This is a genomic window from Bacillus sp. E214 (assembly GCF_008087365.1).
GTDB lineage: Bacteria > Bacillota > Bacilli > Bacillales > Pradoshiaceae > Pradoshia.
Genome location: NZ_VENN01000001.1, coordinates 537,567 through 551,630, shown reverse-complemented (window position 1 = coordinate 551,630; position 14,064 = coordinate 537,567). Strand labels below are relative to the sequence as shown.

The 14,064-nt window shown below is 34.3% G+C and carries 11 protein-coding genes and 1 pseudogene; 7 read left to right on the top strand and 5 right to left on the bottom strand.

What is annotated here, in order from left to right; all coding sequences use genetic code 11:
- The first annotated feature begins 45 nt into the window (after positions 1-45).
- Both FHY47_RS02615 and FHY47_RS02610 read left to right on the top strand, forming a co-directional pair.
- Positions 46-1,083, top strand: a complete 1,038-nt coding sequence (locus tag FHY47_RS02615) for an endonuclease I family protein (protein ID WP_148629601.1) — start codon at positions 46-48, stop codon at positions 1,081-1,083.
- 211 nt (positions 1,084-1,294) lie between these two features.
- Positions 1,295-1,666 (top strand): annotated as a pseudogene (locus FHY47_RS02610) (DUF4306 domain-containing protein); the annotation flags it as partial.
- 301 nt (positions 1,667-1,967) lie between these two features.
- Here the strand turns inward: FHY47_RS02610 and FHY47_RS02605 are convergent.
- On the bottom strand, positions 1,968-2,180 hold the full coding sequence (locus FHY47_RS02605; RefSeq protein WP_140461317.1) for a hypothetical protein: 213 nt from the start codon (positions 2,178-2,180) through the stop codon (positions 1,968-1,970).
- Between the two features lie 412 nt (positions 2,181-2,592).
- Here FHY47_RS02605 and FHY47_RS02600 point away from each other — a divergent pair, with 412 nt between their 5' ends.
- Positions 2,593-2,820 carry a hypothetical protein gene (locus FHY47_RS02600; protein WP_139063780.1) on the top strand — a complete coding sequence of 76 codons (228 nt, stop codon included), beginning with the start codon at positions 2,593-2,595 and terminating at the stop codon, positions 2,818-2,820.
- 124 nt (positions 2,821-2,944) lie between these two features.
- On the opposite strand, the gene dacB is transcribed toward FHY47_RS02600, so the two are convergent.
- Positions 2,945-4,414 (bottom strand): D-alanyl-D-alanine carboxypeptidase/D-alanyl-D-alanine endopeptidase, encoded by a 1,470-nt coding sequence (dacB, locus tag FHY47_RS02595; RefSeq protein WP_148629599.1) that lies wholly within the window; start codon positions 4,412-4,414, stop codon positions 2,945-2,947.
- 1,224 nt (positions 4,415-5,638) lie between these two features.
- On the opposite strand from dacB, the gene FHY47_RS02590 reads away from it, so the two are divergent.
- From FHY47_RS02590 to FHY47_RS02575, 4 genes are all read left to right on the top strand, one after another.
- Positions 5,639-6,082, top strand: a complete 444-nt coding sequence (locus FHY47_RS02590; RefSeq protein ID WP_066100014.1) for a hypothetical protein — start codon at positions 5,639-5,641, stop codon at positions 6,080-6,082.
- Positions 6,083-6,395: 313 nt separating this feature from the next.
- A complete protein-coding gene (locus FHY47_RS02585; RefSeq protein ID WP_139891175.1) occupies positions 6,396-6,857 on the top strand; it encodes a hypothetical protein in 462 nt (153 codons plus the stop codon).
- A 206-nt stretch (positions 6,858-7,063) separates the two neighbouring features.
- The gene (locus FHY47_RS02580; protein ID WP_066100020.1) at positions 7,064-8,134 is read left to right on the top strand and encodes a DUF3900 domain-containing protein; all 1,071 of its coding nucleotides are present in this window, start codon (positions 7,064-7,066) and stop codon (positions 8,132-8,134) included.
- A gap of 687 nt (positions 8,135-8,821) precedes the next feature.
- Complete coding sequence (locus FHY47_RS02575) at positions 8,822-9,709, top strand: DUF6612 family protein (protein ID WP_148629598.1); 888 nt, start codon at positions 8,822-8,824, stop codon at positions 9,707-9,709.
- 55 nt (positions 9,710-9,764) lie between these two features.
- On the opposite strand, the gene FHY47_RS02570 is transcribed toward FHY47_RS02575, so the two are convergent.
- The 3 genes from FHY47_RS02570 to FHY47_RS02560 form a co-directional block, all read right to left on the bottom strand.
- Positions 9,765-10,619: a DegV family protein gene (locus tag FHY47_RS02570; protein WP_140461315.1), complete on the bottom strand. Its 855-nt coding sequence runs from the start codon at positions 10,617-10,619 to the stop codon at positions 9,765-9,767.
- A gap of 166 nt (positions 10,620-10,785) precedes the next feature.
- Positions 10,786-12,231: a UDP-N-acetylmuramoyl-L-alanyl-D-glutamate--2,6-diaminopimelate ligase gene (locus FHY47_RS02565; RefSeq protein WP_066100031.1), complete on the bottom strand. Its 1,446-nt coding sequence runs from the start codon at positions 12,229-12,231 to the stop codon at positions 10,786-10,788.
- A 311-nt stretch (positions 12,232-12,542) separates the two neighbouring features.
- Positions 12,543-13,925, bottom strand: coding sequence for a DHA2 family efflux MFS transporter permease subunit (locus tag FHY47_RS02560; RefSeq protein WP_066102227.1), 1,383 nt, complete (start codon positions 13,923-13,925; stop codon positions 12,543-12,545).
- Between the last annotated feature and the right edge of the window lie 139 nt (positions 13,926-14,064).

Here is a 14,064-nt window from a genome sequence, read left to right as displayed (position 1 = left end):
ATTTGTTTCCACACTTGATATTATCAAAATAAAGAGGTGAAGCTGATGAAAAAAAGAATCCATCCGTCTTTTTCTCATTCCTATGAAATAATCTTGCAGGATACCGTCCATTTTTTGCTAGCTTTATTCCATAAAAATCCCTCACACCGTTTGATAAAGGAAACTCTTAATGTATGCTATGACTCTATTATTCATGTTACACAACCCCTTACCCGCCAACTTCAGGAACAACCTACAGAGAAAATTGAATTCCAGCTAGTTACAGACATGATTAATGAAATTTATTACGATGAAAAAGAGGACCAGAGCATTATTGATATGTATTACAAAAACCTTCCACTGGATGACTTTTCAAATGACAATTTAGTTTCGGAGCTGACCGAATTGCTGACAAGAACTCATAATCCCCAGCTCTCCTATTCAACCAGCAGAAAAGCGCTCCATTCATGGGTAGATTTGCGTGAAGATGGTCAAATAAAAAGCATATATTCCGGCCAAAGCTTAAATCCCGGTGATGTAATTGCTCAGGATAAACTGCTGGAAGATGCGGCAATCGACCAAATGATACAAGTATTGAGTAAGGATTTCGGAGTGCTTCATGAACATAAAAATATATTGATTGAGTCCGTATTGCGGTCTCTCCAATTCAATATTGAACATGTCATTCCACAATCGTGGTTTGAGAAAAGACACCCCATGGTTGGAGATCTTCATCATTTATTTACGTGTGAAAAAGATTGTAATTCATTCAGAAGTAATATTCCTTATTATGATTTTGAAGACTACAAACCTGGAGCTTATAAAGAAGTCATAAAATCCTTTTGCGGAAAAAGAGATGGCAATCAAAGGTTTGAGCCTGAAAATGGCAAAGGTGAAATAGCACGAGCATGCTTATATTTTTTAATGAGGTATCCTGATGAAATTATACAAGAAAAAATGTCATTGATTGATATCGACCTATACAAAAAATGGCACAACAACCATCCGGTCTCTCTTCATGAAAAACATCGAAATTGGGCAATTTTTAAACTCCAAGGAAATCGAAATCCCTATATTGATTTTCCTGAGCTGGATTTCACATGATTATAAGATATTTTTTCAGAGTTTGCTAACAATTGAAGATTCCAGTCATATTTTTTGGTAACTACATGATCCATACTATAAAAAATGAGGGATACAAAATGAAACTGAAAACCATTATTCCGCTTTCAGCTTCATTGTTATTGCTATGTTTATCAACAATGGCCGCTTTCTATGAAGGAAGTGCTCTCCGAGATGACATTTCGAATGGCGGTGGTCCACTCCATTTACTATGCTTACAGCAGAAAGAATTTCACATGCCGATCAAGTATCAAAATTAGATTACCTGGTTTATGCTGCAAAATTCCAGCCGTTTTTTCCTGCTATTATGTTGATATGTCTCATTAGTATCCTCATCTTAGCCAGTTATATTGGTATTAAAAATCCAAAGACTCATGCTTATTATTTTTCGGTCTTGGCTTGTGTAATGGCAAGTGCAGGTTTAATGATACTCTCTGATCATGTGGGGACAAAATTTATTTATTCCAGCATACTACTATCAGGAGTTATTATTTCCTCTCTCTTAGCCTATCAGCACTTTACTCAAACACTCACACAATCTACATTTAAGCAAAATGAGACTTAAAATAATACCAATAATTAAAAGAAGGAGTGGAAATTCCACTCCTTTTATTGCGACATTCTTTTGTTTCAACTCTGTTAATGATTAAGGATGAGATTAGCGGAATTGCAAAAACCATCCCATTGTCGATATGTCTAATGTGCTAAGTCAATGTTTTTGTAATGAATAGTTTTAAAAAGGAGTACTCCAAGAGGCATATCTTCTTATGAATTCCCTGCTTCGAATTGATCCATAAGCATAAAAATAAAAACAATCGCCAAATGAAGAATTGCCAATATTGCGAAATGGTATCCTTCAAGGATTTTTATATAATAAAAAAGATGGGAAAAGCAACGGTTTCATAACCAAATAAAACCAATAGCCACCCTATTCTTTCAGCCAATTTTTTCTCATTCTTCGGAATAAAGACTTCATTATTCCCTGCGATAAAGGACGTTTTTCCTTTTTTTCTAATCGAGTTCCCACTCATCATGAGTAATATACCGATCACCGCAAGTACAACAGAAGGCAAAAGCATTCTCTTTCCTCCTCATAATTCATCAGCATATTCTTAAACATGTATTCTGATTTTTTCAATAATTAAGTGAAACTTATTTATTGATTTTATCATCAAAAATTATCATTTAGAATTGCTAAATGCCGCTTTTTAAGTAAAAGGATTCCAACTAATTAGCATTATTCTATGTACCAATGAATTTTACAAAAATAGGAGGTATACCTTTGCCATTAACTTTATAGTATAAGGTAATACCTAATATAGGTCTCCCCCTTATGTTTATAAAAATACAATTGACATAGTGTACAGTTTAAAGGAACGAATGTGCCTCAGAATAAAGACGTCAGTTACATGTTTATTTGTTTTAATGATGTTTTTAAAATGTTCCCATTCCTACATCATGAATAGACTATAAAGGAAAGGAGCGGTTTTTTTGAACAGAGATAAGTACGACGGTCTCCATTTCTTAGCGATTATTTGCATAACCTTTTTACAGTTGAACTTTGGCTTTAATGACTGGATTTTCGGATTGCTTATAACCATATATGCCGTATTTGCCATTTTAGTTATTGAAGGACTATCGAAATACTCCGTGACAAAATTTATCATTTTATTACCAATGATCTTCCTATTAAGAATCTTCATCACTTTATACTCATGATTTCAAATAATTTATAGATTACTATAAAATACAAAACTAATTCAGATATCAGCATGACCTGCACCAAGGTTAGATGGTCTTGAGCTCATAATAGTGCAGGTCCTACTTAATTGGATTGTTCTTTCTAATTGCTAGCCAGAATGACAGCCATCTCGTCTTCAATTTTCTTCAGCTGATTTTCTTTCTTGGCATTGTTAATAATGATGGAGAAAACGTATTTATTCCCCTTCTTTCCTTTTACATATCCCGTCAAACTACTGACCGTTGAAATCGTACCTGTTTTGGCTATGATTTTACCTTGTGCAGCTGTGCCCTTCATTCTGTTTCTTAATGTCCCTCCTACACTTCGATCACTATCACCTGCTACTGGAAGTGCATTCTTATATGTTTTATACCATGGTTTGGTTTGCGCTTTATAAAGTAAATTTGTTAATGCGTTAGCTGAGATCATACTAACATGAGACAACCCTGAACCGTCTCTCATAAGTATGGCATCATTTCCAATCCCCAAATCGACAAACTGGCCCTCAACAACTGATAATCCCTTATCCCAGCTTCCCACTTTTCCTTTTACCCTGCCCATTTCTTTTACAAGAACCTCAGATATTGTATTATTACTAAGCTTCATATATGGTACAAGAATCGTACCCAATTTAGGTGAAAGGTCGGTGGCAAGCTTTGTAGGCTTAGCTGGTATTTTTCCGGCTGTATAATTCCCAGTAATTTTAATGCCTTGCTTTTCTAAAGATCTTTTAAATAAAGCAAGGGTATATCGAGTAGGCTCCCATACAGAAATCCATGTTTTTGTAGTACCGGAATTTAGAGGGACATTCCCGGTGACAGTAATTCCATTGCTGCCATGTTTTCTATGTATCTTAACAGTATTTTTACTGTTAACCTTACCAACTTTGGTTTTGTTCGATATCTTCACATAATCCGTCTTTGGAGTCATGGTTACAGAGGCGGCTTTACCTACTTTATTGCCAGACTTGACTTGTATAATCACTGTACCTGCATCATAATCAGCATTGGGGGAAAAGGTTAATCCAGAAATTTGAGCACCATAATACTCTTGCTCATCACTCCATGGCATATCCAATGATAATCGGATTTGGTCATACCATGTATCATCCGCCACAAGATTTCCTTTAATCTTCTTTATCCCCTTCTTTTTTAGAGCTAAAGCAATATTGTCTAGATCCTTCTCCCCTAGAGTAGGATCCCCCTTCCCCCTGATGTAAATATTTCCCTTTAAGGTACTTCCTTTTTGTTTACCATCTGTATAGATCTCAGTTTTGAAACGATAGTTTTCTCCAAGTAATTGAAGAGCAGCAGCACCGGTAACTAACTTCATACTTGAGGCCGGCCTTAATCTGGTATCCCCATTATGCTTGTATATTATTTTTCCATTAGATGCATTTCTCACGCTTATTCCAATACTGGCACCTTTTAAATCAGGATGGCTTAGCACCTTGGCGATTTTAGAGCTTAACTGGCTTCCTCCAGCGGCATTAGAAGCCTCGTCCTTTTTCAAGGGACTGACAGAGCTAAAACTAATAACCATAACAACCATTAACAGACATAACCATTTCATCTGCTTGTACAATGGACTCTCCCCTTCTATATTTTTTTTAAACACTTTTATTAAACAGCAGAGTATAACTGGCTATGAAGGCATAGCCATATTAATTTGTATATGAAAGCACCTAAAAGGAGAATCATTTTTAAAAAAATGACCTCACACTTTTTACTAATTATCTTCTCCCTAATCATATTTACTAGTACTGCTTCTATTGTTAAAACATTCAGAGAAGGGATATAGTTCGCGAATACATTGGTTGCTCCCCCTTAACTTTATATATTCTGATTTATTAGCTATATAGTGTGGGGATGAAGAAACAGCTAAAAAAGACTGTGAGTTAGGAAGATTATGTACAAACACGTTTTCAGAAACAGGGTTAGTACCCCCAGTGCTTGTCTTGATGTTTGGAGTAAATGTTGGGGTTATCAAGGGGAAAAATATGTACAAGGATGGAAAGACCTATAAAGTTATAGTGTGGTCTTGGCAACAGTATTCAAACAGCTCGAATCACCAATCATATTATAAAAAGAATAATGCCAGGCGTTAGCATCCTTTTTTATATGATTGGAGTAGCCATAACCTCTAATTTTAAAATATGTAGAACATACTTAATTTGAATGACCAATGAAGAGACAAGCTGTCACCTTAACTATGTAGTTAATTCTTATTATATAATGTAGAGATATATACATAATTCTATACTTTTAGTTGTTTTTAGATTCATTAGTCAAAACTTTTACTAATACTAAATAAAAATATTATGTAAACAATCATTTTAAAATCTAAGCATATGTTAAACCGAGCACAACCTATATAATTGAGGAAATGAATTCCTCTAATATCATAAAAGTGTAAATCACTAATGCTATACCAGCAACAGCAATGAATCCAACAAATAGTGCAGAGCAAATTATCTTTATAAAAGAAATAATAGTGGTAAGAATATTTTTGTTAAATATTATAATATGAGCCATCTTATTCAACCTTTCTGAAAGTCTTCTACTTTCACTATACCGTAATCCCTTGCCAAATGTTAACACCTATTTTCCTTTATTTTGTAATAACATTTCCGTATTTCAAGAGGACCTCTAAAAAACAAACGTTAAAACCTTGCTATAAGAATGATTTATGTTAGATGAAATTATAAATATATGATTCATATGGAATCAAAATATTTTGTTTTTTTTATTTTTTGTTCTATCATAGATTATTAAAAAAGGAAAGTTAGGTCTTAAGATGAAAAAAAACACATATCATACAATTATTGCTGAACTAAATCAATCAGACCAAGTTTCTCAAAAATTATTACATTCTTTATCAGCTCCGATTATTATAAAAATGTTTTATAATTTATTCGGACCTTCTGGGACACACCGGTTAAGTGAAAATGCTTATTATAAAATTCTTACTGAATTGAAAGACCACACGGAAGAGCTTCCAAACACTTCTGTGCCATATGCCAGTTCAACACTGATTCATTTATTTTATGACAAGATTGGCAGGCACGTCACGGCTGAGACCGTTTTGGAGGATGATGAAGGGGACTCCAAAGAAGAAACAAATGATTTAACAGTAGATGACCTACTAGATTTACTTAATTTCGCAAACGAAGATCATGATGAGCTTTATGCAGAACATATTAAAGATCGCCTTTCTCAAATTTGTTCTTTATTACGATAAAAATTATAAATATGTGGGGATGCTTTTTTAAAAGGCATCCTTTTTAATGCGTACAAATGTTAATTACAATAAAATATCAAAATTGATCAGCAACCATTATAAATAGATTATTTTGCCAAGCGATTACATATAGAAGTATTTCCAACAAAGATGCCATCTAATTACAGGGTATTCCTTCTAATATAGGGAAAATACTACTATATTGTGACAATTGCAATTATTCAGTTCACTACAGTGTAAATCATATAAAGGTATATGTTATTATGGTCCCAACAAAATATTGTGCGATTATTATTTTTTGAGGGGGATTTAAATGAAATCAACGACTAAGGAAATCATAGTATCAGAAATCAGGCAGACAAAAACTGTATATGAAAAGCTATTGATATCATTAACAACTCCAGTCCTACTTACTATTTTCAAACAATTATTCGGCAGAAACGGAGAGTTTTCCTTATCCGATAAAGGATTCGATTGTGTTGTAGAAGAACTTGAGTCTCAGAATCGACTACCAGAAACAAATGGGGAAAAAATCACAGATGCCTTATTGGTAGATATTTTCACTGATTTTTATACCAATCAGAATGAAGATAACCCTCTTAAAGATCAAATGCCTTCTGTTGACGAACAATCAACCCCTCATCTAACACTTGATGATTTATTAGATTTACTTAATATAGCTATGAAACATCATGATATCCTATATGCCAATGAATTAAAAAGACGTTTATTGGTACTTAACAGGAATCATAAAAACAGTATAGAAGCCTCCTGAATATCTACCTTCTAAGCGAATGAAGCACCCTGTTCATTCGCTTTTATTATTGCATCACTAAGGAAAGTTCATGGCTAGATGGTTGGTTAAATTTAAAAAGAACTCTCAGCTTTCTTTATTTCGATCTTCGACCATGTCTTCATTGACGAAATACCTCTGTTTTGGGATACTGAAAAGGCTGACTCTAAGGAAAAAAGGTGTATAACATGGAATTTGAGATTAAATTTTTATCTTTCTTTGTTGTGGAAACAGAAGATAAGGAACAGCCTACAGCTAAGCATTATCAAACACTTGATACAGATGAATATGAGGAAAGTGCTCTTAAAGATTTCCTTGATGGCGAATTCAAGAAAATCGTAAAGCGTAAAGTCGATCGTCATCCCAATTCAGAACAAGTACCAACAAAGCTGGGCCATTTTATAATTGAACCAGGTCATACATTGGATTCAAATCCAAACTACAATGCATTTAACCGTACTCGCTTTGCTGATAATAAAGAAGATTTTAAAGCATTCAGTGAGGAATTCGTTCATGCTTATCTTGATACAAGTGCAGTTCGGGGCGGTGTGTTTGTTATGGCTTCAGCCGTACCGCGGAAATTTTTCGAACATCGATTTTTATTTTTAATGAAATGTGATTTTGAACCAAAGGTCGCTTCTATATCTGATGAAAAAACATTAATTCGCAATGTCGAGATGGCCATCACTACTAAAAATATGAAATCCATTCTATACCCTCATATGCCTGAAGAAGGCATGATTGAGGAAAGCGAATTAAAAATTCATCAATCCTCACATGCCCGATATTTCGAAGATTTTTTAAAATTTGTAGAGTATGGTGAATCTAAACAAGAATTAGTGAAGAATCATGTCATTGACATGGTACAGGAGCATATTGGTGAAGTATATGAGCCCGAAAGTGAGGAACGCCGTCAGTTTGAAGAAGCTATTGAAATCTGGGCTGACAGTCCCAAGCGTGAGCTTCAGGAACGATTAACAACTGAACAAGTTGTAGAAGCAGCCGCTCAAATTGTTGAACAAGAACCGGATATTGAACTAAAGATGAAGCTGGATAATACGAATATTAAAGGATTGCTGGCCGATTTCGGTGAAACCATTCATTTAGCCAAAATTAACAATCGTTATGTATTGGTGATTGAAGCAGAGCAAATTTTATTTGAGAAGGGATTCTCCCCCATCGAATTCCACAAACCTGATGACCTGCATAGGGTAATCGATAAAATAAATAAAAAGACCTATGAAAATAATACTTTTTAAATCATAGGTTAAATTCCATGATTTAAAGAAGGGTTCTGATTTTAAAGCTATAAATCCTGATATATGATAACCTTTAGATTAGATGGTTTTTAGGCTGCCGACTTTGTCGACAGCCTATTTTTTTAAACACTATTTAAGATTGGATATTAAGACAATCCATTTTTTGCCACTATTGCTAGTAAAAAATTTATCTGCATTCTGACAAAACCGGCTATATAAAATAGGCCAGAACCCCTTTCATTGATCCAGCCATTCTTTGCTACTTTTAGATTATCATTTATAAATTTAAAGTTTAGATTAATGTAGCGGTATCCTCCATTCAGAATTCACACCAGCTTTTGCCCCCCTTCTCTTCTGTTTTGTTTACTTATATAACTAGTAATACAGTTGCTATAATCATATTCAAACAAAATATTAATTATATTTATAAAGATGCATTTTTTACAAAATTTAGGGTATTGTGTTATTGTTGATTTGATCATTACCACTATGAATAATCTCCAGATGCTCTCTTCATTAGGTATCATCTCAATCAGTATAAAAAATTCATTTCCTGATATCAGTCCAATTGTCTACTTAGTTAAGCACTTGCAAACTTGCAATTAATTTATACATATATGACTTTGCTTAATATGCTTTAGAATGTACTTCGTTTTCAGTGAATTCAATATCAAGGAGGAACATATGTTGAAGAAGTCAGTATCTTATTTGGGAAGTATTTTTTTCATTTTATTTTTAACTGCTTGTAATGAGGAAGCTTCACCGGTATCTAAAAATGGCAATGAGGTAGCAAAGGCAGAGGAAACAAAAAATGGTGAATCTGAACTAACAGCCAAGGAAGTCTATAAAAAAATGGTTGAGGCTTCTTCTGAAGTTAAAAGTCTTGGTCTTAAATTAGATATAGATCAAGAAATATCAACTGAAGCTGATGGAATCATTTTGACAACAGAAACAAGGACAGACTCTAAAATGATTCAGGAACCTTTGTCCTTATACCAACAGATTGAAATTTATTATAAAAATCCAGCAACCGGAGAACAGGAAGGTAAAATCGATCAATATTTAACAGATGAAGGATTTTTCATGCACGATATCGAGGGAGATCAGTGGGGAAGATATAATGCAGATTATACTGAGGTGGCGAAAGGGCTTAATTTACAGCCGGGAACGAATCAATTAGATTCTCTGAAAGATTTAGAGTCATTTGCAGACGACTTTACCTTTGAGCAGGAAGCTGATCAATATGTTTTAACTTTAGCAGGCAATGATGAAAAATTAAATGAATACGTAAAAGGATCATTACCTGCTAATATACCTGAATTAGAAACAGCTCTGAAATCTATGACACTACAAGAAGTCGAATATGAAATCTTTATAGACAAAAATACTTTTTTACCATCGGTGATGAATGTAGATATGAATATAGGTATCTCGGAAAACGGAAATTCCCTTGTATTAGAACAAAGTATTGAATCTAGCTACTATGACTATAATAAAATTGATAAGATTGTACTTCCTAAGGAAGCATTGGATAATCCAAACGAAATAAATTTAAATGATACAACCAGTATGTAACTATAAAAAACTAAAGCTCCCAGTCGAGGAGCTTTAGTTTCTTTAGTTTTACTATTTATTCACATACCCATGAGACTCCGATTGTTCCTACTCCTGTATGGACTCCAGCAACAGGAACCAATAGCATTCGCTCAGTAGGAATGGAGTTAAATTCTTCATTTATTTGTTTTTCCAATTTACGCGCATTTTCTTCGTCATCAGCATGGATAACTACTATTTTACTAACCTTACAAACTTTCATATCTTCTCTTAATAAATCCAATATATAATGGATAGCTCTCTTTTCAGTTCTAACTTTTTCTCTAATTTTAGCCCCTTCTGTTTCTATAGAAAGAATAGGCTTAATATTAAACAAGTTAGCAATGAGCCGTTGGCTTCCTGAGACTCGCCCGCTTTTATGGAGCTGATTAAGATTAGACGGTATGAGGAAAAGCCTTGCATTCGTTTTGATTTCTTCGATTTGTCTGACAATTTCTTCAGCATCAAAACCCTGTTCAAATAACTCTATACCTTTTTTCATCAAATAAGAAAGAGGGTAAGATCCAGTACGTGAATCAATTGCAAACAATTTAAAACCTACTTGCTCAGCAGCCATTACAGATGTTGAAAAAGTACCTGATAGTTTACCCGAGCAATGGAACGCTATTCCATAATCATACTCTTCTTTCAGTTTTTCATATAATTCAACAAATTCACCAATTGATGGTTGTGATGATTGGAAAGTGGTATTTTCACTTGCCATTCTTTCGTAAAATTCTTTTTCTGTAATATCAATTGTTTCTTTGTATGAAACTCCATCGATAACAATTTGTAAAGGAATAATATTTATTCGATTTTTTTTAATAAAATTCTCGTTTAATGTGCATGTCGTGTCTGTAATCCAAGCAATTCTTGGTGGTTCTTGTTTCATTCCCTCTTCCCCTTTTAAACAAAATGGTATGACCAATTTTATATTAAAAATAGTATGTAGTAATCATTACTACATACTTAATATAATTTAACTACTTACTATAGTCAAACGTTTTCTTGGAAATTCGACTATATTATTATTTATTCAACAAATTTTGCAATCAGGCTCAAATTACCTTAACTGTTTTTTCCTCTTTTGAAAGATAAGTTAATGTATCTATGTCGGAATTAGTCGGTAAAAGATACGTATTTTTATAAACTTCATTGCCTTTTCCGGTAATAAAAATCCAGTCACCATCTTTTGCAATTTTCCAAGCATATTCGATTGCCGACGTACGATCCGGTATGACCTTCCCTTTGGCAGATGGCTTTAAATCATGTAGTGCTTCTATCATCCCCTCAAAAGATTCGGTCCCTAAATCATCCAGCGTTAAAATACATAGGTCACTGTGCTTTTTCGAGATTTCAACCATACCACGTCTCTTTGTCACATCTCGATTTCCCCTAAATCCAAAGATATGAATGATGCGCTTTGCCCCCATCTCTCTTCCGGTTTTAAGACATTGTGCAAAAGCATCGCAAGTATGAGCATAATCTACAACTAACTGTGCACCTGTCGGGTGATTCACTACTTCAAATCTCCCCGGCACGCCAGGGAATGATTGTAGTGCATTAATTATTACTTCACCTGGTACACACATATTTCTCGCTGTTAGAAATGCAAGCGCCGCATTTTGAATATTATGTTTTCCCTTAATAGAAAGCCTAATAGGATAGATTTCTTTATTTTTATATACAAACTGTATATCACCCGTTTTATTTTGCTGAATATACAAATCAGATTCTTTATTCCCTACACAAAAAATTTGGTCATTAGTACCGCATAACCTTTTTTCAAGTTTACTGCCCCATTTGTTATTCGTATTAATCACAGCAGCACCATCTGGCTTTAATTGAGTAAAAAGCTGTGCTTTTACTGAAAAATAATCATCCATATCCTTATGATAATCTAAATGGTCATGGTCTAAGTTTGTAAAAAGAGCATAATCATAGCTAATCCCTTTCACTCGATATTGTGACAGTGCGTGTGAAGATACTTCCATTATGACAATATCATCTTGACTTCTTGATAATTCTTTTTGTAATTGCAATGCATCCATGGTTGTATTTACAGAGGGTGTAGATTTTTCACCATTTATATAATTATAAACCGAACCAAATAAAGAACAGGATCTACCATAAGCTTCAAGGATATGCTTCAACATAAACGAAGTAGTAGTTTTTCCATTTGTACCTGTTACTCCAATAATTGTTCTATCTGCTTGCACAGGATAAAAACGTTTAGCTAAATCAGCCAGGATAGCGCGGCTATTTTCAACCCTAATATACGGGACCGATAGATCAGTGATTTCTTTTTCGCCGATTATAACTCTCGCTCCAGCTTCAATTGCCTTTTCAATATACGTATGACCATCCACCTGAAATCCTGTAATGGCTACAAATATGAATCCCTCTTTTACCTCTAATGAATTATTAGCAATCCCGGTAATATATATTTCTTTATCCTTATCTGACACTTTTGCGACATCACTCAACAAATTTTTAAGCTTCAAGTCTTAGCAACCCCTTTTGTTCTTCTGCTTCTCTGAAAATATTCAAGATTTTTTGTGGTATTCTATGGTAATTCACTATCTTTTCCGATTTACTATCTGTATAAAAGATAGTTAGTTATATGTTTTGTATTAGCTTTCATATTATACAAACAGAACAACACCTATACCTAAATTCCTCTATTTACAAACTTATAAACCCTTTTTACACTTTTTGATTATTTTTTTACTTTAATATATACATTTATTTCAAAATAATCGGCCTATATACCCAAAAAGAAAACTCCCTATTTCACATAAGGAGTTTTCTTTCTCTATACTTTCACTCTTTTCAGAAATAAAGATAATAATAACCCGGTAATTGAAGCAACCATTATAAGGATATACCCTTTTTTCACACCATAAATGAGAGCCTCCGTTAGAACCTCTGAATTAGGATAACTCCCTGCTTCATTTAAATATGAATTTTGCCCCATTGTCATAAAGGTAATCGCCAATGCAGTTCCGATAGCTCCGGCAATTTGCTGAAGCGTGCTCATGACAGCGGTCCCATCAGGATAATATTTTCTGGGTAATTGATTTAAGCCATTTGTCTGTGAAGGCATCATGATAAAAGCAATGCCAATTGATAAGCAAACATGCATTATGATAATTGTCGATAAAGAAGTATCAGCTGTGATTTGTAAAAATAAAATACTCGCTATACTAGTTAATACAAACCCAATAACCACCAACCATCTCGCCCCATATTTATCCATTAATTTTCCGTTAATTGGAGACATAATCCCATTCATTATCCCACCAGGCAAAAGCGTTAAACCAGCTGTAAATGCCGATAATAGTAGCCCTCCTTTTAAATACATCGGTAATAGAATGGCATTCGATAAAATCATTAACATAGCTAAAAAAACCAATGAGACACCCAGGGAAAACATAGGGTAAGTGAATACGCGCAAATTAATCATAGGATTATCAGTATAAATTTGACGGAAGGAGAACAATATCAAGAAAAATAGACCGATTCCAATAGGGAGTAACACATGTGCTTCTCCCCATCCACCTCCGCCCTCTCCGGCAGCACTAAATCCGTAAACAATCCCGCCAAATCCAATTGAGGAAAGTATTACTGACCTTATATCGATCTTTGGTTTTGTTAGTTTTGTAACATTTTTCATAAAAAATATCCCGGCACCCATGGAAAGCAATAATATCGGCAAACATGTCCAAAAAATCCAATGCCAACTTAATTGGTCTACAATGATTCCAGAGAAGGTAGGGCCAAATGCAGGAGCAGACATGATAACAAGCCCCATTAATCCCATCACTACCCCACGTTTATGCGGAGGAAAAATAATAAGTGTGCAATTAGTCATTAAGGGTAAAAGAATAGCGGTTCCAATGGCCTGGATGACTCGCGCCGACACCAATATAGGAAATGAATGCGCAAGGCCACCAATCAATGTGCCAACAATTCCCATCGCCAGAGAGAAAAAAAACAATTGCCTGGTCGTAAACGTTTGAATTAAGATAGCCGAAACAGGTACCAAAATTCCCAATGTCAATAAATATCCTGTGGTCAGCCATTGTGCTGTTGAAGCTTCTATATTAAAGTCATGCATAATATTGATTAAAGCCAAATTTAAGGCTGTTTCACTGAATAAACCAATGAATGCTGCCACTGCCAAAACTGCCATCATTGGTACAGCCCTGAACTCCTTTTTCTCTTCTAAATCCACTTTTCCAGCATTCAATGAAATACCTCCTGTTAGCTTCACATCAAAAAGTTTCTAATACACTTACAATGAGTTAATCTGCTAGATCGTCTATATCATTTTT